The organism is Yoonia sp. TsM2_T14_4 (genome assembly GCF_049602355.1).
GTDB classification, from domain to species: Bacteria; Pseudomonadota; Alphaproteobacteria; order Rhodobacterales; family Rhodobacteraceae; genus Yoonia; species Yoonia vestfoldensis_A.
This window is the reverse complement of the sequence record NZ_CP187137.1, coordinates 2,397,619-2,420,221: the sequence shown is the minus strand read 5'-3', so window position 1 is coordinate 2,420,221 and position 22,603 is coordinate 2,397,619. Positions and strand designations below refer to the sequence as shown.

19 protein-coding genes and 1 other annotated feature are annotated in these 22,603 nt (G+C 60.4%); of the genes, 7 read left to right on the top strand and 12 right to left on the bottom strand.

Going from position 1 to position 22,603, the window contains the following annotated elements:
- Window positions 1-53: 53 nt before the first annotated feature.
- The 4 genes from ACPF9B_RS12000 (at window position 54) to ACPF9B_RS11985 (ending at window position 4,716) form a co-directional block, all read left to right on the top strand.
- The gene (locus ACPF9B_RS12000) at window positions 54-1,073 is read left to right on the top strand and encodes an amino acid ABC transporter substrate-binding protein (RefSeq protein WP_007206638.1); all 1,020 of its coding nucleotides are present in this window, start codon (window positions 54-56) and stop codon (window positions 1,071-1,073) included.
- Between the two features lie 126 nt (window positions 1,074-1,199).
- A complete protein-coding gene (locus ACPF9B_RS11995) occupies window positions 1,200-2,414 on the top strand; it encodes an amino acid ABC transporter permease (RefSeq protein WP_424177647.1) in 1,215 nt (404 codons plus the stop codon).
- A gap of 1 nt (window position 2,415) precedes the next feature.
- A complete protein-coding gene (locus ACPF9B_RS11990) occupies window positions 2,416-3,909 on the top strand; it encodes an amino acid ABC transporter permease (RefSeq protein ID WP_007206640.1) in 1,494 nt (497 codons plus the stop codon).
- A gap of 12 nt (window positions 3,910-3,921) precedes the next feature.
- Window positions 3,922-4,716 (top strand): amino acid ABC transporter ATP-binding protein, encoded by a 795-nt coding sequence (locus ACPF9B_RS11985; protein ID WP_300975943.1) that lies wholly within the window; start codon window positions 3,922-3,924, stop codon window positions 4,714-4,716.
- A 40-nt stretch (window positions 4,717-4,756) separates the two neighbouring features.
- Here ACPF9B_RS11985 and ACPF9B_RS11980 read toward each other — a convergent pair whose 3' ends face one another.
- The 11 genes from ACPF9B_RS11980 to ACPF9B_RS11930 form a co-directional block, all read right to left on the bottom strand.
- Window positions 4,757-5,272: a SixA phosphatase family protein gene (locus ACPF9B_RS11980; RefSeq protein ID WP_424177644.1), complete on the bottom strand. Its 516-nt coding sequence runs from the start codon at window positions 5,270-5,272 to the stop codon at window positions 4,757-4,759.
- Window positions 5,269-5,907 (bottom strand): ferredoxin, encoded by a 639-nt coding sequence (locus tag ACPF9B_RS11975; RefSeq protein WP_424177642.1) that lies wholly within the window; start codon window positions 5,905-5,907, stop codon window positions 5,269-5,271. Before ACPF9B_RS11975 ends, ACPF9B_RS11980 begins: the two co-directional genes overlap by 4 nt.
- 2 nt (window positions 5,908-5,909) lie before the next feature.
- Window positions 5,910-6,764, bottom strand: coding sequence for an acetylglutamate kinase (gene argB, locus ACPF9B_RS11970; RefSeq protein ID WP_424177640.1), 855 nt, complete (start codon window positions 6,762-6,764; stop codon window positions 5,910-5,912).
- Between the two features lie 17 nt (window positions 6,765-6,781).
- The gene (gene yihA, locus ACPF9B_RS11965) at window positions 6,782-7,429 is read right to left on the bottom strand and encodes a ribosome biogenesis GTP-binding protein YihA/YsxC (protein WP_424177637.1); all 648 of its coding nucleotides are present in this window, start codon (window positions 7,427-7,429) and stop codon (window positions 6,782-6,784) included.
- Between the two features lie 15 nt (window positions 7,430-7,444).
- On the bottom strand, window positions 7,445-9,262 hold the full coding sequence (yidC, locus tag ACPF9B_RS11960) for a membrane protein insertase YidC (protein ID WP_424177635.1): 1,818 nt from the start codon (window positions 9,260-9,262) through the stop codon (window positions 7,445-7,447).
- A 155-nt stretch (window positions 9,263-9,417) separates the two neighbouring features.
- On the bottom strand, window positions 9,418-9,573 hold the full coding sequence (locus ACPF9B_RS11955; RefSeq protein ID WP_007206647.1) for a hypothetical protein: 156 nt from the start codon (window positions 9,571-9,573) through the stop codon (window positions 9,418-9,420).
- Complete coding sequence (locus ACPF9B_RS11950; protein ID WP_424177633.1) at window positions 9,566-10,954, bottom strand: amidase; 1,389 nt, start codon at window positions 10,952-10,954, stop codon at window positions 9,566-9,568. The genes ACPF9B_RS11955 and ACPF9B_RS11950 overlap by 8 nt, the downstream gene beginning before the upstream one ends.
- Window positions 10,941-12,362 (bottom strand): TRAP transporter large permease, encoded by a 1,422-nt coding sequence (locus tag ACPF9B_RS11945; protein WP_040482984.1) that lies wholly within the window; start codon window positions 12,360-12,362, stop codon window positions 10,941-10,943. Before ACPF9B_RS11945 ends, ACPF9B_RS11950 begins: the two co-directional genes overlap by 14 nt.
- Before the next feature lie 43 nt (window positions 12,363-12,405).
- Window positions 12,406-12,987, bottom strand: coding sequence for a TRAP transporter small permease subunit (locus ACPF9B_RS11940; protein WP_007206650.1), 582 nt, complete (start codon window positions 12,985-12,987; stop codon window positions 12,406-12,408).
- Between the two features lie 76 nt (window positions 12,988-13,063).
- Window positions 13,064-14,212: a TRAP transporter substrate-binding protein gene (locus tag ACPF9B_RS11935; RefSeq protein ID WP_007206651.1), complete on the bottom strand. Its 1,149-nt coding sequence runs from the start codon at window positions 14,210-14,212 to the stop codon at window positions 13,064-13,066.
- Window positions 14,213-14,401: 189 nt separating this feature from the next.
- The gene (locus tag ACPF9B_RS11930; protein WP_424177630.1) at window positions 14,402-15,367 is read right to left on the bottom strand and encodes a 2-hydroxyacid dehydrogenase; all 966 of its coding nucleotides are present in this window, start codon (window positions 15,365-15,367) and stop codon (window positions 14,402-14,404) included.
- Window positions 15,368-15,519: 152 nt separating this feature from the next.
- Window positions 15,520-15,576 (top strand) — a sequence feature (sul1 is cis-regulatory element that is thought to sense ions involved in sulfur or methionine metabolism; They are found in Alphaproteobacteria).
- Window positions 15,577-15,627: 51 nt separating this feature from the next.
- On the opposite strand from ACPF9B_RS11930, the gene ACPF9B_RS11925 reads away from it, so the two are divergent.
- The 3 genes from ACPF9B_RS11925 (at window position 15,628) to ACPF9B_RS11915 (ending at window position 20,071) form a co-directional block, all read left to right on the top strand.
- Window positions 15,628-17,118, top strand: a complete 1,491-nt coding sequence (locus ACPF9B_RS11925) for a SulP family inorganic anion transporter (protein WP_424177628.1) — start codon at window positions 15,628-15,630, stop codon at window positions 17,116-17,118.
- A 10-nt stretch (window positions 17,119-17,128) separates the two neighbouring features.
- Entirely contained in the window at window positions 17,129-17,989 is an 861-nt protein-coding gene (locus tag ACPF9B_RS11920; protein WP_007206654.1) for a universal stress protein, read from the top strand.
- A gap of 270 nt (window positions 17,990-18,259) precedes the next feature.
- On the top strand, window positions 18,260-20,071 hold the full coding sequence (locus tag ACPF9B_RS11915) for an SLC13 family permease (protein ID WP_424177626.1): 1,812 nt from the start codon (window positions 18,260-18,262) through the stop codon (window positions 20,069-20,071).
- Here the strand turns inward: ACPF9B_RS11915 and ACPF9B_RS11910 are convergent.
- Window positions 20,034-22,568 carry a cation:proton antiporter gene (locus ACPF9B_RS11910; protein WP_007206657.1) on the bottom strand — a complete coding sequence of 845 codons (2,535 nt, stop codon included), beginning with the start codon at window positions 22,566-22,568 and terminating at the stop codon, window positions 20,034-20,036. The two genes, ACPF9B_RS11915 and ACPF9B_RS11910, sit on opposite strands and share 38 nt — an antisense overlap.
- Window positions 22,569-22,603: the final 35 nt, after the last annotated feature.

Genomic DNA, 22,603 nt, shown 5'->3' with positions numbered 1-22,603 from the left:
GGCTTAAAAACTGGCTGCCGAATGAATCGGCGGAAACTCAGGAAGAGGTAAAAATGACAAAAACCGTATTTATCGGCGCGTTGGCCGTCGCTGGCTTGACCGCCGGTATCGCATCGGCAGCAACGCTGGATGACGTCAAGGCGCGTGGTTCTTTGAAGTGCGGATCGAACGAAGGTCTGGCCGGTTTCGCCGCACCCGATGCGAACGGCAACTGGGAAGGTTTCGACGTGTCGCTGTGCCGCGCGATTGCAGCCGCTGTGCTGGGTGACGGGCAGGCCGTTGAGTTCGTGCCACTGACAAGCCAGACCCGCTTTACCGCGCTGGCCGCTGGCGAAGTCGATGTGCTGGTCCGCAACTCGACCTGGACCTTCACGCGCGACACCGATCTTGCGCTCGATTTCCCTGCGATCAACTATTACGATGGTCAGGGCTTCATGGTCCCACGCGCGCTGGGTGTGTCCTCGGCGGCCGAACTTGATGGTGCCACCGTCTGCATCCAGACCGGTACCACGACCGAACTGAACCTGGCCGACTATTTCCGCGCCAATGGTATCAGCTACGAGCCCGTGCCCGTTGCCACCAATGCCGAAGGTCAGCAGCAGTACCTGGCCGGTGCCTGTGACGTCTACACCACCGATATTTCGGGTCTTGCCGCGACGCGCGCAACATTCGAAGCACCCGGTGACCACGTGATTCTGCCGGAAGTCGTTTCCAAAGAACCACTGGGCCCCGCAGTGCGCCACGGTGACAATGCATGGGGTGATATCGTTCGTTGGACAACCCACGCTCTGGTCGCTGCCGAAGAATACGGCGTGACAAAAGCGAACGTGGCTGAACTGGCTGCGGCACCAACCGACAACCCAGAGGTCAACCGTCTGCTCGGCACCGAAGGTGAGCTGGGCGCGATGATCGGCCTGGACGCAGATTGGGCCGTGAAGGTGCTGTCTGTTGCTGGTAACTATGGCGAAATCTTTGAAGCGAACATCGGTGAATCCACCGCTGTTGGTCTGGCACGCGGTCTGAACGCGCAGTGGACCGACGGTGGCCTGATGTATGGCGGCCCGTTCCGTTAATCGCTGATTGCTTGGGGTCCGGCTTTGGCCGGGCCCCTTTCATCATCCTATCATCCGATATTCTGACCTTTGGCGGGCAAGATCGTTCTTGTTCCCCTGTTGTTGTATCCAGACAGAGGACTGCGCATGGCAGACATTTCTGATCACCCGCGCGAAACATTCCGCATCAGTATGTTACTTTACGATGCGCGCTACAGGTCGCTGACCATTCAGGTGGTCGCAGCCATGCTGATCATGCTGTTCCTGGCGCAACTGGTTGACAACACCGTCACCAACCTTGCTGTTCTGGGCAAGGACATCAGCTTCAGTTTCCTGTGGTCCACCGCTGGTTATGATATTAACCAGCAGATCATCCCCTTCACATCGCAGGACACGCATGCGCGCGCCGCCTTGGTGGGGATTCTCAACACGCTGCTGGTGGCAGTGTTGGGCTGTATTCTGGCGACCGTGATTGGCGTTTTCGCAGGCGTGTTGCGCCTGTCGAAGAACTGGCTCGTCGCCCGTGTGATGACCTTTTACGTCGAATGCATGCGCAACACGCCGCTGCTGATCTGGATCCTGATCGTTTTCGCCGTGATGACCGAAGCCACCCCGCAGCCGCGCGATTTCCGTGAAGGCGGGACAGCGGCCATGGTGTTTGCAGACAGTGTCGCGGTCACTAACCGCGGTGTCTTCATTCCGCGCCCGATCTGGGCCGACGGCTCTGGGATCATTGTCGCCTTTCTGATTTTGTCGATCATCGGAATTTTCGTGCTGCGCTATGTCGCGCGCAAACGCCAAGAAGACACGGGCCAGCAGCTGCCCGTGCTGCGATTGTCGCTGGCAATGTTGATTGTGCCTGTGACGCTGGCGTTCTTTGCACTGGGCCGTCCCATCACGCTGGAATATCCTGAATTGGGCGGTTTCAATTTTGAGGGCGGCTTGCAAGTACGCAATTCGTTCATCGCGCTGTGGCTCGCGTTGTCGCTTTATACATCCGCCTTTATCGCGGAAATCGTGCGGTCCGGTATTCTGGCCGTGTCGAAAGGCCAGACAGAGGCCGCCTTTGCGCTGGGCATGCAGCCAAATCGCACCATGCAGCTGATCATCCTGCCGCAGGCGCTGCGTGTGATCATCCCGCCGCTGATTTCACAGTTCCTGAACCTGACCAAGAACTCGTCCTTGGCGCTGGCCGTGGGGTATATGGACGCGCGGTCCACCTTGGGCGGCATCACCGTCAACCAGACCGGACGCGAATTGGAAGGGATCTTGCTGTTGGGGATATTCTATCTGATCACCAGCCTGATCATTTCATCGGCCATGAATTTCTACAATTCCGGCGTCAAGCTGAAGGAGCGCTGAGATGACCAGCACATCAAAAGTCGCCTATGTCCGCACCGACATGTTGCCCGAACAGGCACCGCCGCCCGGTGTGGCCGGCCCGGTGAAATGGCTGCGCGAGAACCTGTTTTCGGGGTGGTTCAATTCGCTGATGACGATTCTGGCGATCTATGTCGTCTGGTCGGTGCTGTCGGGCACGCTGCCTTGGGTCTTCAACGGGATCTGGGATGCAGGATCGTTGAACGAATGCCGTGAAATCCGTGATGCGCGCGGGCTGGAAAGCGCAGCATGCTGGGCGGTGATCAACGAACGCTGGTTGCAGATGCTGTTCGGTTTCTATCCGACGGATAATCCGGTACTGGCACGGCTGTTCTATGCCGAAGAACTGGCCGCCGCCGGCGGCGCAGAGGTCGTGTTCGGCGGCGGTTTCAACGCGACCCAGCAAGTCGAATTCATTTCCGCGATGAAAGACGACGTCAGCAATGCGGCGATCTTTTTCTTTGGATATTGGCGTCCGCTGGCCGCGCTGGGCTTGCTGGTCGTTGCCGTCGCACCGGTGCTGTATTCCAATCTGCCACGCAGTCTGCTGATCTTTTCGCTGGCCTATCCGTTCATTGCGTTTTTCCTGCTCTGGGGCGGGTCGGTGTGGTTGCCGGTGCTGGTGGCACTGGGCCTTTTGGCGACGGTCATGGCGGGGCGTTATGCATCTGCCTTTGTCGGCAGTCTGGGCGGGCTGATCGTGTCGCTTGTGGTCTTTGCGATCATCTTTATGAACCCGCTGGGCGCGATTGGCGTCGACGGGCTGTTCCCCTTGTTGCCACAGCTGCGCGGTGCGCTGGATGGTGTGATGCCATGGGGTCTGCCCTATACCGCATCCGAGAATTTCGGCGGCTTCATGCTGGCCATCATTATCGGGACGTCCGGCATCGTGCTGTCGTTGCCTTTGGGCATCGCGTTGGCGCTGGGGCGGCAATCGTCGATGCCGCTGATCAAATGGGTCTGCGTGTCGTTCATCGAGGTGATCCGCGGCGTGCCGTTGATTGTGTGGCTGTTCACTGCATCGACGCTGCTGAACTATTTCCTGCCACCCGGCACCACGTTCGACCTGCTGTTGCGGGTGATCATCATGGTCACGCTGTTTGCTTCTGCCTATCTGGCCGAGGTGGTGCGCGGCGGTCTGGCTGCCTTGCCCAAAGGGCAATACGAGGCGGCAGATTCACTGGGCCTGGATTACTGGAAATCCATGCGGCTGATTATCCTGCCGCAGGCGCTGAAAATCTCGATCCCTGGGATCGTGAACACCTTTATCGGGCTGTTCAAGGATACCACGCTGGTGGTGTTCATCGGTCTGCGTGACCCGCTGGGCCTGACCAATGCGATCCGCGCCACCAGTGAATGGAACGGCATCTACTGGGAACTGTACATCTTTGTGGGGGGGCTGTTCTTCATGTTCTGCTTCTTCATGTCCCGTTATTCAATGTATCTGGAGCGTCGTCTCCGGACTGACCACCGCTGAGGAGAGACGATCATGGCCCAAGTTGAACTGGATAGCGTCGGGACGACCCGGCTTGCCGCGAATGTCTCTGACGAGGTGGCAATTGAAATCCGCAACATGAACAAATGGTACGGCACGTTCCATGTGCTGCGCGACATTGACCTGACGGTGCAGCGCGGCGAACGGATCGTCATTGCGGGGCCTTCGGGGTCTGGCAAATCGACGCTGATCCGCTGCATCAACGCGCTGGAAGAACACCAGAAAGGGCAGATCACCGTGGATGGCACGGTGCTGTCGTCCGACCTCAAGAACGTGGACCGTATCCGGTCCGAGGTTGGGATGGTGTTCCAGCATTTCAATCTGTTCCCGCATCTGACCATTCTGGAAAACTGCACGTTGGCACCGATCTGGGTGCGCAAGATTCCCAAGCGCGAAGCCGAAGAGATCGCGATGCATTTCCTGACCAAGGTCAAGATCCCCGAACAGGCGCTGAAATACCCCGGCCAGTTGTCCGGCGGCCAGCAGCAGCGCGTCGCCATCGCACGGTCCTTGTGCATGCGCCCGCGCATCATGCTGTTTGATGAACCCACATCGGCGCTTGACCCTGAAATGATCAAGGAAGTGCTGGACACGATGGTGAGCCTTGCCGAAGACGGCATGACCATGCTGTGTGTGACCCATGAGATGGGTTTTGCCCGTCAGGTGGCGAACCGTGTGATTTTCATGGATCAGGGCCAGATCGTCGAACAGAACGAGCCTGAAGAGTTTTTCAACAATCCGCAGTCCGAACGGACCAAGCTGTTCCTGAGCCAGATCCTCGGGCATTGAGTGGTCGGATTAAGAAATTTCTAGCCTCCGGCGGGGATATTTAGGCTCTGAAGATGGGCAGGTCGGCGGGGGTTATGAAGGCGGTGCAGCTGCCGCTGTGGCGGGTGGCATTGCCCCAATCCGCGGTGTCGAAGGTGATCACGCAGGTGGCGCAGGTCGGGTAATCGCCAAACCGCGGATGCGCGGGGCGCTGCTTGATCATTCCTTCCGCGAGCATGGCGATACCGGGGTTATGCCCGATCATCGCCACGCTGCGCGTGGTCTGTTTGCGCAAAAGGTCCAGCATCATGTCGGGGCTGGCGTGGTAAAGCGCAGGCACCAATTGCAGCGCCGGTGTTGGCGTCAGATGCGGCAGGATCAGCGCCGCGGTTTCCTGCGTGCGGGCTGCATCGGAACACAGCATGACATCCGGCACATGCCCCTGCGCGGCCAGCCATGCGCCGATGGCAGGGGCCGCGCAGCGCCCGCGGTCGTTCAGCACCCTTGCGTGATCATCCATGAAAGGATCGTCCCAGCTGGATTTCGCATGGCGGATCAGGATCAGCGTCAGGGTCACAGGAAAGACCTCATATGAAAGGCGGCATGGGCGGGCAGGCGGGTGCCTTGGCCCACGGGGCAGCTTCCACGTGCAGCGCAGCCTTGTGTCATGCAATCCTGTCCTGCTGGGCTGCGCAAGTGGTCCTTGCAAGCTGTGACATCATAGCCGCTGGCAAAGGCACCGACAGGGCAGGCATTGGCGCAGGGCTGGTTTGTGCAGCTGTCGCAGGGGCGAGTGCCCGCGCCTGTCGCTGCGACCCAAGGCACCAGCAGCGCCATCCGGTAGGAGATGAACAATCCACCCGTGTCATGCACCAGAAACCCGATGGGTGACGCCCAGGCCCGCCCCGACCGCAGCGCCCAGGTGTAGAACGGCAGGAACGGCGCACCGCCAAAGGGGTAAAGCGGCAGTGCGCCGAAATCCTGCGCCAGCGCGTCACCGATCCGGCGCGACCAGCGGTCCATCGGGTCGGGCTGGCCGTCGTGGTATTCGGGGCTGGCGGTGAAGACCGGCCAGAACGCCGGTTCTGCGGGGCTGATCAGGACCAGTGACCCGTCCTTGCGCGGTAATGCGTCATCCGGCTGGATCGGAAACGCGCCCGCGACTTGCAGCCCGTGCAAGGCGAGTGCATCGTCAAGCGCGCTGCCCGTCATCGTCAGCGCGGTTCGCGGATGATCGAGCCTGCGCCATGTTCGGTGAACAATTCCAGCAGGCTGGCATTGGGTAGGCGACCATCAAGGATGACCACCGCACGCACGCCCTGTTCCACCGCCATCAGCGCGGTTTCGGCCTTGGGGATCATGCCGCCGTTGATCGTGCCATCGGCGATCATCGCGCGGACCTGATCGGGGGTCAGCTGGGTCACAACCTCGCCGCTGGCATCCTTGATGCCGGGCACATCGGTCAACAGCAGCAGCCGGTCCGCCTTGAGAGCGCCGGCAATGGCACCCGCCGCCGTGTCGCCGTTAACGTTGAAGGTTTCCAGCATGTCCATGCCAGTGGCCACAGGGGCCACGACGGGGATGATGCCTGCGGCGTTCAGATCGCGCAGCACCTGCACGTTCATTTCCACGGGACGGCCGACAAAGCCCAATTCGGGGTTCAGCGCCTCGGCGACCATCAGGTCGTCGTCCTTGCCCGACAGGCCGACAGCGCGCCCGCCTTCGTCCATGATTGCCTGCACGATGCGTTTGTTGACAAGGCCGGTCAGCACCATTTCGACGACTTCGACCGTGTCCTTGTCGGTCACGCGCTGGCCGCGCACGAATTCGGTCTTGATGCCCAGCTTGTCCAGCATCTGGTTGATCATTGGGCCGCCGCCATGCACGACAACAGGGTTCATACCGACCTGTTTCATCAGCACGATATCGCGGGCGAATTCGGCCATCGCATCGGCGTCGCCCATGGCATTGCCGCCGAATTTCACCACGACGACAGCACCGGAATAGCGTTGCAGATAGGGCAGGGCCTCGGACAGGGTGCGGGCGGTCGCGATCCAGTCACGGTTCATGTCGGGCGTCCTTTTCTTCATGATATCCCTGCGATGATGGCGCGCAATGTGGGGATGCCTTCGCCTTTTTCGGCAGAGGTCAGGATCAGCTCGGGATAGGCGGCGGGGTGTTTGACCAGTGCGGCGCGGGTCTTGGCCAATGATTCTGCCAAGGCATCGCCACGCAGTTTATCAACCTTGGTCATCACGACCTGAAAGGTCACGGCTGAGGCGTCAAGCAGCGACATGATTTCTTCGTCCACGGCCTTGGCGCCATGGCGCGCGTCGATCAGTACGAAAACCCGCCGCAGGGTCTGCCGGCCTTGCAGGTATTGTTTCAGCAGGCGCTGCCATTTATCGACCACCGCGACCGGCGCATTGGCGAAACCATAGCCCGGCAAATCGACGACATAGATGTCGCCCGCGGTGAAAAAGTTGATTTCCTGCGTGCGTCCCGGGGTGTTCGACGCGCGCGCCAGCCCCTTGCGGCCGGTCAGCGCGTTGATCAGGGATGATTTCCCAACGTTGGACCGGCCTGCGAAACAGACCTCGATCCGGTCGGCGGGCGGCAGGCCGTCCATGGCGACGACACCTTTGACAAAGGTGGTTTCGCCCGCAAACAGCATGCGCCCAACCTCTATGCTGGCATCGTCAGGCGTGGCAGCCTCGGGAAAGCGCAGTTCCATATCGGTTCATCTATCCTATTTGTCAGACTTGATGTCCGCATCCGCCTTTTTGCGTTTCAGCCCCGATTTGATGTTGCCGAATACATCGGGTTTCGCCCCGTGGCTGCGCATGATCGCATATTGCTGCACGAACGTGATGCAGTTGTTGGCAATCCAGTACAGCACCAGACCGGATGCAAAGCCGCCCAGCATGAACATGAAGACCCATGGCATCCAGGCAAAAATCATCTGCTGCGTCGGGTCGGTTGGGGCTGGGTTCAGTTTCTGTTGCATCCACATCGAAATGCCCAGCAGGATCGGCAGCAGACCGATAAAGATCAGCGACAGGATTGATCCCGGATCGGGTGCCGCGTAGGGCAGCAAGCCGAAAAGGTTAATAAGCGACGATGGGTCAGGCGCGCTGAGGTCGTCGATCCAGCCGATCCATGGCGCATGCCGCAATTCGATGGTCACAAAGATCACCTTGTACAGCGAAAAGAAGATCGGGATCTGCAACAGGATCGGCAGACAACCCGCCGCCGGATTGACCTTGTTTTCCTTGTAAAGCTTCATCATGCCTTGCTGCATGGCCTGCCGGTCATCGCCGGCACGTTCCTTCAGCTTTTCCATTTCGGGCTGCAGCTCTTTCATCCGCGCCATCGAAACGTAGGACTTGTAGGCCAGCGGCAGCACCAGTGCCTTGAGGATGAGCGTCAGCGCCAGAATGGACCAGCCCATGTTGCCGATGATGATGTTCAGGTTATGAAGCAGCCAGAAAATCGGTTTGGTCAGGAAAAAGAACCATCCCCAATCGATGCTGTCGATAAAGCGATCCACGCCAGTTTCGTTTTCATAATGGGTGATCGCCTCCCATTCCTTTGCGCCTGCGAACAAGCGTGTGGTGACGGTGGCGGTCTCACCGGCGGCAACCACGCTGGGGGGCATCACGGCCTCGACCTGATACAGATCGCGCGCTTCGAAATATTTGGATGTGGACCGGAACGGCGTGCCTGTTGCAGGGATCAGCGTGGTCATCCAGAAATGGTCGGTATAGCCAATCCATCCGGATTGTTGCACGTCGATCCGGTCAGCCAGCGTCCGTTCGCGTTCGTCGAATGTGTGATCGGTGATGTTGCTATAGCTGGTTTCTTCCAGCTCGCCGTCGGACATCCGTACCAGACCTTCGTGCAGGATGAAGAACCGTTTCGCGTCAGACGGCTCGCCATGCCGGCGCACAAGCCCGTAGGGCCGCGCGCTGACGGTCTCGGTGCCGACGTTCTGGATGCTTTGCGCAAAGCTGAACATGAATAGGTCATCGACCGAAATTTCGGTGCGGAAAATCTGGCCTGCGCCATTGTCCCAGACCAGGGTCACCGGAGTGGATGGCGTCAGTGTCTCGCCGGTTTCGACGGACCAAATCGTGTCGGGGCCGGGGACTGCGGCGGGGTCGATGCCGTCGGTCGCTGTCCAGCCGAACGCCGCGAAATAGGCGTCAAGTTCGCCGACAGGGCGCAACAGGCGCACGATTGGCGCGTCCTCATCCAGCGTTTCACGGTAATCGGTCAGCGCCAGATCGTCGATCCGGCCGCCCAGCATGGAAATCGACCCGGTCAGTTCGGGTGTCTCGATCGCGATGCGCGCCACGTCGGGTGCTGTCTGTTCGACACTGGCGGGCGAAGTGGCGTCGGGTGTTACCGGATCGGCCAGCGGCACGGTCGGATCAACGGATTGGGTTGCAACCTGAGCCGCAGGATCGACAGCAATCTCTTCGGGCGGGAACAGCAGCGTCCACGTCATGATCACCGCAAAGCTGAGAAGCGTCGCAAGGATGAGGTTACGGTTCTGCTCGTTCATCTGAAAACACCTGTTTCCCACATCAATTATCAGCGCCGTTCAACCTGTCGGGGCGACAAAGGTCAAGCGGTTTTCAGGAAAAGGCAGCCCTTTGGGGCAACAGAACACGCAAGTTTGCACAAGCATCGGCCGGACGGATCCGCCGTGCCGATGTTTCAGCTTTTCTTGCGACCCAGCACATCCCAGCCCGCAAGGGCAAGGGTGATCGCGGCGATCACTGCGATATCCAGCCTTTCTAGCTTGATAACAAGGATTGCAATGAAGCCGAAAAGCATGATGAAGGCGAAAATCGCCAAGCCGCGCTCAAACATTGGTCACTACTCCGCTCGTTTTTTTGAGTTCACTTGTCAACCACCGCGCCGTGCGCAGTAATCGGGCGTCATTGCCCCGGCGGCCCACCACCTGCAGACCCATTGGCAGGCCTGTCGAGTCCTCGAACAATGGCAGCGTCACAACCGGTACGCCGCATAACGTCCACAACCCATTATACACAGCACTGCCCGTCGATGACAGCCCTGCAGGGGCAGATGTGGGTGTTGCGGGGCAGATAATCGCGTCACAACGGGCAAAGATTTCGTCCAGCGCCGCGTTCAGCAGCTTTGGCCAGTCGAGCGCGGCGAGGTAGTCGCGCGCCAGCACGGTCTTGCCAGCGTCGATCGCGGCCAGCGTGATATCGGATAGCTGCTGGCGCCCGCGTCGTTCATAAGCATAATAGCATTTCGCCATTTCGGCAAAATTGATCCGCTCGCGGATCTCGGCCGCTTCGTCGAAGAGTATTGGCAGGGTCAGGGCAAAAGCATCCTCGCCCAGAATATCCGACAATTCCTGCATGGCGAGCGCCATATCCTCGGAAGGGGCCGTGTCACCGGGCATGTGGGCCATAAGTGCCAGCGTCGGTCGCACCGGCACGTCCGACAAAGCGGTGGCAAGCAGGCGCGGTGGTGCCGACAGCGTGGTGGCGTGATCAGCGGGATCGTCGCCGCACAGCACATCGGCCAGCATCGCCACACCGGCCACGCTTGTCGCAAAGACCCCGACAGTGTCGAGCGATGGCGATTGCGACAAGATACCTGTGCGCGGGATCATCCCAAAGCTGGGTTTAAAGCCCACGACACCGCAATAAGCAGCGGGTCGGATGACCGATCCACCCGTTTGTGTGCCGATGGCAAGCGGCACCATGGCCGCACCGACCGCCGCCGCAGAGCCCTGCGACGATCCGCCGGGCGTGTGGTCGGGGTTAACTGGATTGCGGGTCTTTCCCGGTGCGACATAAGCCAGCTCGGTCGTGACCGTCTTGCCCATCACATAAGCACCCGCCGCCTTGAGCTTGCGCACGATCACAGCGTCTTCGGTCGGAACACGGCCTTTGTCGATGATCGTGCCGTTTTCGGTCGGTATGCCGTTGGTATCGATGATGTCTTTCAACGCCACTGGCAGGCCGTGCAACGGGCCGACCGGACGGCCCGTCTTGCGCTGGGCATCAAGCCGCCCTGCCTGCGTCATCACATGCTGTTCATCCAGCCAGGCCCAAGCCTGCACATCTGCTTCGCGCCGCTTGACCTGCTCGATACAGGCTGCCGCCAGATCAGCCGCACGCATGGCGCCCGATGCCAGCCTGTCGCGCATGTCCAGCGGATCAAGCGTGATCAAGCTGTCACCCAGCCGCGCCGGAGTGGCGTTATCGTGTGCCATAAATCGCATCCGGCAGCGCGAAGACCAGCGCAGGGAACTCATACATCAAGAACATGCAGATAAAGACCATGCCCAGATAGGGCATCACACCCTTGAAGATATGTGAAAGCTGAACCGAAGGTGGGGCGATCCCCTTGAGATAATAGGCCGACATCGCCATCGGCGGGGTCAGGAACGATGTCTGCAGGTTCAGCGCCACAAGGATGCCAAAGAACAGCGGATCAACCCCGAACAGCGGCAAAAGCGGCAGGAAGATCGGCACGAAGATGATGATGATTTCCGACCATTCCAACGGCCAGCCCAGCAAAAAGATGATCAGCTGTGCAAGGATCAGGAACTGGAACGGTGTCAGATCGAACCCCATCACGAATTCCGAGATCAGGTGTTCACCACCCAGATACGAGAAGACAGACGAGAATGTGTAGGACCCGACGAACAACCAGCAGACCATCGCCGTGGTGCGCACCGTCAGATACACGCTTTCGCGCAGTTTTTGATAGCTCATCGCGCGGTAAGCGGTCGCCAGCACCATGCCACCCAAGGCACCGATCGACGCGGCCTCGGTCGGGGTGGCCAGACCGAACAAGATTGACCCCAACACGGCAAGGATCAGGAACGCCAGCGGAAAGATCGATGTCATCAGCATCCAGGCAAGCTCGCCAAACGGGACGTCAGGCACTTCTTCCTTGGTTGGTCTGGGGGCCACGCTTGGCTGCAGGATCGACCGGCCGATGATATAGGTCAGGTAAAGTCCGACCAGAACAAGGCTGGGGTAAAGCGCTGCGGCATAAAGCCGGACGATCGACACGCCGGACGCCGCCGCATAGACGATCAGCATGATCGACGGCGGGATCAGAATGCCCAACGTGCCGCCTGCGCAGATAATGCCAGACGCAAAGCTGGTGTCATAGCGTGCCTTGAGCATGGCTGGCAGCGCCAGCAGGCCCATCAGCGTCACGACCGCACCCACGATGCCGGTCGATGTGGCGAACAGGGCGCAGGTCACAAGGGCTGCAACACCCATCGAGCCGGGCATGCCCTTGGCCGCGATGTTCAGCGTCGTGAACAGCCGGTCAACGATGTTGGCGCGTTCGACGACATAGCCCATGAACAAAAACAGCGGCACGGCGGTCAGAACTTCGTTCGACATGACCGTGTAGGTCTGGTTCACGAACAGATCGAAGATCCTGTTGTTGTAAAACCCCTCGATCCAGGCGGTGAAGGATGTCCATCCATCCGTATCCTCGGCCAGGCGGTTAAAGGTGCGCCACATCCGATCTGGTTCGTAATAGGCATAATAGCCAAACCCGATTCCCATCGCCATCAGCGTGAATGCGATTGGAAAACCAAGAAAGACGAGGACAATGAAGATGCCAAGCATCATCAGGGCAACTTGCGGATCAGTCACTTGCTATACTCCGTAAAATGGGGACCTGGCGCCCTGAGCGCACTCACTGGCCTTGCGCCGCTTTTTCAGCGGCTTGTTTGATCAACAGATCTTCTGTTTCCATGACGTCCTCGGCGGCGCGGCGCCAGTATCCTTCGCGGATGCAAAGAATACAGCGAAACACTTGTGCCAGACCCTGAAACAAAAGCAGGATGCCAGCGACGACGATGATGGTCTTGAATTGATAGATCGGCACGCCCGCAGGGCTGTTGATGCTGACCTCGGCATAGCTCCATGACCGCGCGGCATATTTCCAGCCTGCGAAGATCAGCGCCAGAACGCCGGGAAAGAAGAAAAGGACGTAAAGCACAAGATCGACCTTGGCTTGCGTCTGCACTTTCCAGAGCCGATAGATGAAATCGCCGCGGACATGGCCGCCGCGCGACAGGGTATAGGCCCCGCCCATCATGAACAGCGTCCCATACATGATGAATGATACATCAAGCGCCCATGGTGTCGGCTTGTTCAGGAAGTATCGCATGAACACTTCAAAGCTCATGCCGAAGGTCATCATGATGATAAGCCAGGCAAAAGCCTTGCCGAAGTAACCCGACAGCTTGTCGGCAAATTCAATATAGCGGATCATGATTATTCCCCTTCATGTCGTGACAAACCGGGGGCGCATCGCACCCCCGGTTCTATCGTGGTTGTGACCCGTAGGATCAGATTGCGAGCTTGCCGGGGAAGTAATGCTCGTAGGCAAGCGCCAGATCGGGTGCGTTCATCAGCTCGTAATAGGCGACCTTGTCGACCCATGCGCGCTGGCTGTCCATAACCCGCTTGGAGAAATCGTCCTGTTCCAGCTCGGTGATCAGACCGTCCCAGGCGTTAAGCTGCGCCTGCAGAATGTCTTTCGATGTCCGGTGAACGGTCACACCCAGCTCGTCGCGGATGCGCAGCAGGTCGTTGGAATACTGGTCCATCGCCAATGCTGTGTTCGCTGTCGAAGCGGCCTCTACGCCGTAACGCAGGATTGCCTGAAGATCGTCGTCCAGGTCGGTATAGAAGTCCTGGTTGATGATGAATTCAAAGCTTTCCGACGCCTGGTGATAGGACGACAGGTAATAGTTCTTTGCCACGTCAGGCGCGCCGAAACGCAAGTCAGACGATGGGTTGTTGAACTCGAACGCGTCGATAACGCCACGTTCCATCGCGGGGACGATTTCGCCACCAGGAAGCTGCGCCACGGACATGCCCATCGACTGCAGCAGGTCGGCAGCCAGACCAACGGTCCGGTACTTGAAGCCTTGCAGATCAGCAGCGGTGTTCACTTCTTGCTTGAACCAGCCAAATGGCTGCGCTGGCATTGGGAAGCCCATGAAGCCAACAACGTTCAGGCCCAGGATGTCCTGTGTCAGTTCGCGGTACAGTTCGGCACCGCCGCCCTGATAGAACCAGCCCAGCATGGTGTTAGCAGAACCGCCGAAGACAGGACCGGTGCCAAAGAACGAAGCGGACTTGGATTTTCCGTACCAGTACACAGGCACGGTGTGCGCCATGTCGATCACGCCATCATTGACCGCGTCCATCACCTGGAATGCGCCGACGACGGCACCAGCTGGCAGCAGATCGATCGACAGACGTCCACCGGACATCGCCTCTACACGATCAATATATTGCTGCGCAAAATCCATCCAGATGTCCGATGCGGGCCAGGATGTCTGCATCCGTACCACCAGCGGCGCTTGTGCCAGAACGGCGGGCGCGCTCAGCGCTGCACCGGCGGCGACTGTTCCACCCAAGGCACCTTTACTCAAGAATGACCGGCGCGACAGCGCACTCGTGGTCTTCGGAGCCGTTTTCTCTGTCATTGTATCCTCCCAGATATGTTTCGCTGCCTAAAGACATCGAGGTGGTCAGGTTTAATCACCAATTTTCGAAAAGCAAGTGTCGAAGCGCCCTTTGCCCGTGCGTTTGCGCTAACACGTCAGAAAATTAAGATTTTATACAACTCAAGGGCGTTCGGCGGTGCGGCTGATCACACGCGACTGTCATGATGATCACACCAGACGGTCAAGCGGTGCCGCCCCGGCAAAAAATGAATCAAGGTTGTCGAGCGCACGGAATCCCATCGCATCGCGCGTCTCGAATGTGGCGGAGCCGATATGCGGTAACATAAACACGTTATCCAGCTGCGCCAGCGCGGTGTTGCCGCCCGGTTCGGTGCGAAACACATCAAGTCCCGCCGCGAACAACCGCCCGCTTGTCAGCGCCGCGACCAGCGCATCTTCGTCCACCAGCGCGCCGCGTGCGGTATTCACCAGAATCGCCCGTTCCGGCAGCAGCGCCAATGTACGGGCGTTGATCAGGCCGGTGGTATCGGCACTGGCCGGACAATGCAGCGACAACACATCCGACACTGCCAGCAGGCTGTCGATTGTGTCATGAAACACGGCGCCTTTTTCCTTGTCGGGGCTTAGGCGGCTGCGGTTGTGGTAATGGATTTCCATCCCAAAACCGCGCGCGCGGTCTGCCGTGATCTGGCCGACACGGCCCATGCCCAGCACGCCAAACCGGCGTCCGGTGACCTGCCTGCCGACCATGAAAGACGGCGACCAGAAATTCCAGCGCCCTTCGCGCACCATCCGGTCGCCCTCGGACCCGCGCCGTGCGGCACCCAGCATGCACAGCATGGCAATTTCGGCAGTGGCATCCGACAGCACATCGGGCGTGTTTGTCACAGCGATCCCGCGCGCCTTGGCAGCGGGCAGATCGACATGATCGACGCCAACGGAATGGTTGGCGATGATCCGCAGCCGGTCGGGCAGGGCGGCGATGACGTCCGCGCTGAAATGTTCCGAATGGCAAGGCAGGACGGCGTCGACATTTTGGCAGGCGGCGATCAGTTCATCGCGCGTCAGGACATGATCGTCCGCGTTCAGGATCACGTCATAGCTTTCACGCGCGCGGTCCAGCACGGCATCGGCCAGTTTGCGGGGGATCAGCAGGGTGGGTTTGGTGGTCATGGCATCGTCTTTCCTAAGGTTTGTCGCATTGTGAGCGGAACCTGACGGGAAAAGAAACCCCGCAAACGCAAGAGCGCGCAAATGCCCGCCGTGCCTTATCTGGTCAAGAGGGTTGGCCCGCGCGTTGTTTCGTGTATATCACGGCGGGCAAACATGGACCTGGGGGTGACCTCGGGTGGCTCTTCCGGCCGCCTATCCGCCGGACAACCTGTCAAAACCAGACGTTGCCGGCGCGCTGCTGCCGGACAGGAAAGATTTACATGATTTCTCTCGATGCGTACCGCACCCAGTGGACGGGCAATATCCGCGCTGACCTGTTGGCGGGGCTGGTCGTCGCCCTTGCCCTGATCCCCGAGGCGATCGCCTTTTCCATCATCGCGGGCGTTGACCCCAAGGTGGGGCTTTACGCTAGTTTCTCGATCGCGGTGCTGACAGCGATCACGGGCGGGCGGCCTGGCATGATTTCTGCCGCCACCGCAGCGACCGCCGTTCTGATGGTGACATTGGTGCGCGATTACGGGCTGGAATATCTGCTGGCCGCAACTGTGCTGGCCGGACTGATCCAGATCGGCGCGGGTATCCTGCGGCTGGGCTTTGTCATGCGCTATGTGTCGAAATCGGTGATGACGGGTTTTGTGAACGCGCTGGCGATCTTGATCTTCATGGCGCAATTGCCCGAGCTTGACCCCGGGGTCGTAACATGGCTGACCTATGTGCTGGTGGCCGCAGGGCTTGCGATCATCTATCTGTTTCCGCTTTTGACCAAGGCGATCCCGTCACCGCTGGTCACCATCGTGGTGCTGACAGCGCTGGTCATGGTCTTTGGCTGGGATGTGCGCACCGTGGGCGATATGGGCGCATTGCCCGATACGCTGCCGGTGTTCCTGATCCCGCAGATCCCGCTGACATTCGAGACGCTGATGATCATCCTGCCCTATTCCATCGCGGTTGCTATCGTGGGCCTGCTGGAAAGCCTGATGACACAAAACATCGTCGATGATCTGACAGACACGAAATCCAACCGTAATCAGGAATGTATTGGCCAAGGCATCGCCAACACTGCAACGGGTTTCATTGGCGGCATGGCGGGTTGCGCGATGATCGGCCAGTCGATCATCAACGTCAAATCCGGCGGGCGCGGACGGTTGTCCTGCTTCACGGCGGGTGTGGTCCTGCTGATCCTCGTGGTGTTTCTGGACGATCTGGTCAGCCAGATCCCGATGCCCGCCTTGGTGGCGATCATGATCATGGTCAGCATCGGCACGTTTTCGTGGTCCTCGATCAAATCGCTGCGGACGCATCCGCGATCATCCTCGATCGTGATGATCGCCACGGTGGTGACGGTGGTATATACCCACAACCTTGCCATCGGGGTGCTGGTGGGTGTGCTGCTTTCGGGCATCTTCTTTGCCGGCAAGATCGCGCAATTGTTCAAGGTCACAACGACCATGTCCACGGACGGGCGCGAACGGACCTATGTCGTCGAAGGCCAGCTGTTCTATGGCTCGGTCGAGGATTTCATGAACGCCTTCGATTTCAAAGAGGCGCTGGACAGGGTCATCATCGACGTCAGCGGCGCGCATATCTGGGACATCAGTTCCGTGCAGGCGCTGGACATGGCGGTGCTGAAATTCCGCCGCGATGGGGCCGAGGTGGATATCGTCGGGATGAACACAGCGTCAGAAACCATCGTGGACAAGCTTGCCATCCATGACAAGCCGGGCGCGATAGACAAGTTGATGGCGCATTAAGGAGACGGATATGACACCGACACAAAAGATCGTGGCCTTCATCGACGGGTCGATTTATTCCGAAAGCGTCTGCCACCATGCCGCCTGGATCGCCGAGCGTACGGGGGCTGCGGTGGACCTGATCCATGTGTTGGGCCCGCGCGACACATCGGGCAAGCGTGACCATTCCGGCGCGATTGCGCTGGGCGCGCGCACGGCGCTGTTGCAGGAACTGGCCGAACTCGACGCGCAACGCTCCAAACTGATGAGCCATCGTGGCCGTGCCATTTTGGATGATGCGCAGGCCATTCTGGACAAGGATGGCGTGACCGGCATCAACACCCGCCTGCGCCATGGCGACGTCGTCGAGGCGGTGGCCGAAGTCGAAGGCGATGCCCGTGTCATCATCGTCGGCAAACGTGGCGAGGATGCGGATTTCGCCAAGGGCCATCTGGGGTCCAACCTTGAACGGATCGTGCGCACCAGCACACGCCCCGTGTTCGTCGCATCGCGCGCCTTCAAGCCGATTGCACGCGTGCTGGTCGCCTATGATGGCGGCGCATCCGCGATGAAAGCGGTGGATCACATCGCGCGCAGCCCGCTGTTTCAGGGCCTGTCCATCCATGTCGTCACCGTTGGCGCGGCCTCCGCCGAGGTGGAAAAAGGCCTTGCCAATGCCAAGGCGATGCTGAAAGCCGCAGGGCTGGAGGCGGCAACATCCGTCCTGCCAGGCCAGCCCGAAAAGGCATTGGCCGATCTGGTGGACACCCAAGGTTACGACATGCTGGTGATGGGCGCCTATGGGCACAGCCGGATTCGCAGCCTTGTGATCGGGTCTACCACCACGGCGATGATCCGGGCCTGCAAGGTGCCGGTCGTGCTGATGCGCTGACGCTTTACATCTTCCGAGCCCAAATATCCCCGCCGGAGGCATCGATCTTTTGAGGAATGATGCCTTTGGCCCGCGCAGGACCAGATGATCATCTGACGCAACCGCGATGACCGCAGGGCCATTGCAGGCCTTCCCCAGCGCGCCCACGTCAAAACAAACCCGCCGATCGCGCTGCGCTGCGTGATCCGGCCGTTGCTTGTGCTGCGCCAAGAGGCGTAACTGCGGTCCAAGGGGCTGTGTTGTCTATGCCTATTCAGGAAGGTCGCCACGATGGACACACCACAATTGCTGATCATCGCGATTCTTGTCGCGACCATGGCGCTGTTTTTGTGGGGGAAGTTCCGGCATGATGTCGTGGCGCTGGCGTCGCTGATGGCCTGCGTCATCGCGGGGCTGGTCCCGGCTGATGCCGCCTTTGCCGGTTTCGCGCATCCGGCGGTGATCACCGTCGCCTGCGTGCTGATCCTCAGTCAAGGTCTGCAAACCACCGGTGCAGTCGATTGGCTGGCGCGCACGATCCTGCCGCGCGCGGCGGGGCGCACCGCCAGCCTTGCGGCGCTGATGGGGCTGGGGGCGCTGCTGTCGGGGTTCATGAACAACGTAGGCGCGATGGCGCTGCTGATGCCCGTGGCGGTGCAAGTGTCCGGCAGGTTGGATATGACGCCGGGGCAGGTGCTGATGCCGCTGGCCTTTGCGACGATCCTTGGCGGCATGACCACGCTGATCGGCACGCCGCCCAACCTGATCGTGTCGGGTTTCCGCGCGCAGGCGGGGCTGGGCCAGTTTGCCATGTTCGACTTTGCGCCCGTGGGTGTGGCTGTCGCCCTGTGCGGTGTGATCTTCATCATCGTGATCGGCTGGCGGCTGGTGCCACGGCGCAAGGCGGTGGCAGACGGCGATTTTGCGACAGGTGCCTATATGACCGAGGTCCGCGTACCCGACGACAGCAAGGCGGTCGGCCTGACCCTGCGCGCCTTTGAAAGCGAGATCGCCGATAGTGACGCGCAGGTCATCGGCATGGTCCGCAATGATGTGCGGATCACCGCGCCGCATGGCAGACGGCGCATTCATGCCGGCGATATTCTGGTCATGGAAGCCGATGTCGAGGCGCTGGCGGAAACTTTGTCGGTGTTCGGTATTACGCTGGAAGAACAAAAGTCTTCTGCGCCCCAAGCAGATAAACCGGACAAGCCCGATGACGATAGCGGCAAGTCCAAGCGCGACGGCGATGTCGTTCTGCGTGAACTGGCTGTGCTGCCGGCGTCCAGTATCGTCGGGCGGTCGGCGCGGGATCTGCGGCTGCGCACGCGCTACGGCTTGAACCTGTTGGCCGTGGCGCGGGCAGGGCATCCGCCGCGCGCGCGGCTACGCATGCTCAAGCTGAAGTCCGGTGATCTGCTGATGATGCAGGGTCCGGCCGAGGCGCTGTCGGATTTCGCCAATGAGACCGGATGTGTGCCGTTGGGCGCACGCGATCTGCGCATCCCTGATAAGCGTATGGCGCTGATCGCGGGGGCAATCATGCTGGCATCGGTCGCAATTGTCAGCTTTGGGCTGTTGCCTGCGGCGGCGGCGTTCACGCTGGGGGTGGTGGCGACGATGGTCTTTCGCACGGTGCCGCCACGCAGCATTTATACCGCGATCGACTGGCCGGTGATCGTGCTTTTGGGGGCGCTGATCCCGGTGGCGGGGGCGCTGCAATCGACGGGGGCTGCCGATGTGCTGGCGCAGTTTCTGGTCGGTACGGTTGCACAGGGCAATGCCGTCGCGGCCTTGGCAGTCGTGTTGATCACCACGATGTTCCTGTCCGATGTGATGAATAACGCCGCGACAGCGGCTGTCCTTTGCCCGATTGCCATCGGGATCGCGGCGACCTTGGGCGTGAACCCCGACAGTTTCCTGATGGCGGTGGCGATTGGCGCGTCCTGCGCGTTTCTGACCCCCATCGGGCACCAGAACAACACGCTGATCCTTGGCCCGGGTGGGTTCGGTTTCGGCGATTACTGGCGTCTTGGCCTGCCGCTTGAATTGGTGGTGGTGGCGGTCAGTCTTCCGCTATTGCTGGTGGTGTGGCCGCTGTGATGTCCGCCAGCAGCCGTTCAGGCGCGATCCCGCGCTTTTCGGCGCTGGCGCGCACAGCCTGCTGCAACGTGTCGCTGCGCTTGAGCAAGCGGCGGAACCTGTCCTCGTCCAGCACCAGCAGGGTGGATGGCGCAATCGCGCGCACGAGGGCGCGGCGCGGTTTCTGCATCAAGATCGCCATCTGGCCGAACATCTCGCCCGGCCCAAGCCGCCATGTCTGGCCCGCGACCTGCAATTCCACCGCACCCGTGGCAATAAAGAACACCCGTTTGGCGGCGTTGTCCTTGCGGATCAGGATATCGTCGGCATTGGCATAGATCGTCTGGAACGCGCGGCCCAGTTGTTTCAGCGTGGCGTCATCCAGATCGGCAAAAAGCGGCAGTTGCCGGACCAGATCGGACCTTTGCGGCGCGATATCCAGCGGCGGGCGCGTTTCCGCTGCCGCCCTGCGCTGCGCCAGATCCTGTGCCAGCGTGGTATAAACCTCGGCCCCGATCAGCCCGTCGTCGCGCATCGCGGCATATTCGCGTTCTTCCAGCCGCAGCACCGTGCGCCGGATGAACCGGCGTTCCAGTTCTTCGGCATAGCCAGGATATTGCAGGCGCAGCCCTTCCAGCGCGGTTTCCACCAGGTCGATCCGGCGGGCCAGCAGTTCCTGCAACAAATCCGCCACGCGGCGGCCGTGAATGCGGCGGATACGCCCGTCGATAAACACGTCCAGATCGCGCAGGATCAGCCGTTGCGACAGCAGGAATTCGAACCTGTCCGCCGTCATCCGCGCCAGTGGTATCGACAGTTTCAGCCGGTTGTGCAGAACCACCGCCGCGCGGAATGCGCGCCCATAGGTGACCGAGCGTTTTGCGGCGCGCTGATAGCCGCTACGCCCGCCGGACCGCGCGCCTTCGATCAGACGTTCGGCATCGGCCAGCACCTGTTCGGCCATCCGCGCCGAAATTGTCCTGTCGCGCACACGGTCAAGAATCGTGTCGCGTTCGTGTCCCGCCAGCGCGATCAGCCCCAGTGTGATCCGGTCACGGTCCAGCAGATCGGCGCTTTCTTCGGCTTGTTTGACAGCATCATCCAGCCGTTCGCCGAAACGCTTTGCCTCGGAGCGGACAATCTCGCGCGAGAGTTCGTAGTTTTCGGTCGTGCGCGCCACATCTTCGCGCACGGTCTGCAATGCAACGGCCACCACCTGCCGCGACAGCGCGTCGTCGATGGGCGACAGCCGGTCAAGGCCCAGTTGGGCGATGACCCAGCGCAGGCTCGACCCTTGGACGATCAGCGTGAACAGCGTGAAGCCCGTGGCAAGGATGCCGACCACGCGCTTGACCTCGAGCGGGACACGCGTGCTTTCGGTGACGGCCAGCGCCAATGCGAGCGTCACCGCCCCGCGCAACCCGCCCCACAGGATCGCAACGCGGTAAGGCCGGTCGACGGGCGGCGAGGCCCGCAGCAGTGTCAGCAGTGGCAACAACCCGAACAGGATCACGACGCGCGCGGCGATGGCCGCCACGATGACGACGGCGATCAAGGCAAAATCGCTGGGGCGCGCTTCTTCTAGCAGACGCGGGATGAACAGGGCGGCCAGCACAAAGATCAGCGCCCCCGCCCAATGCGCGAGCAATCCCCAGACCTCGCGCAGATTGGTCCATGATTGCGGCGCCAGGCGGCTGGGGCCGGTCAGGTTCAGTGTCAGTCCGGCTGTCACGACCGCGATCACGCCTGATGCACCGATCATCTGTTCCGCACCGATATAGGCCAGATAGGGCAGTGCGACGGATACCGAGATTTGCGCCAGTTCGAACCGTGCAAACAGCGCCATCAGCCAGACAGCTATTCTTGCTACGAACCAGCCCGCCAGCGCACCGCCGAAGATCAGGACCGGAAACCGCGCAAGTGCTTCGCCCAGGTTGGGGTCGGGGACACCCAGCATGACAAAGCCCATGAACAATCCGAACAGCGCGATGGCGGCGGCATCGTTCAGCAGGCTTTCGCCTTCGATGATGCGGCTCAGGCGCTGTGGCGCGGAAATCGACCGGAAATTCGATACCACCGCCGACGGATCGGTTGTTGATACAATAGCCCCGACCAAAAGGCAGGCCGCCAGCGGCAGGGCGCTGACCATGGACAGCGCAAAGCCGACCGTGACCGTGGCCACGACCACCGCCACCACCGCCAGCACAAGGATCGGCACCCAATCATCCAGCATCCGCCGCAGGTTCATGCCCAATGTCGCCTGAAACAGCAGGGTCGGCAAAAAGACATACAGGAACACGTTGGACCGGATCGGCAGGCCAAGGATCGCCTCGGCCAACGGGTTCAGCGCATTGGTCAGGTCGGTGCGCAGGAAAAACAGCGCAGCGCTGGCGATGGCGACGCCCAGCAAGGCAAGGATCACCGTGAACGGCACGCGCAGCCGGTCGGCCAGCGGCTCTGCCACGCCGATCAGCAGGAACAGGGATGCGATCACCGTTGTGATGAGAATGATGTCCATGATCTTGAAATATCACACAGATCAGGAAACGCATG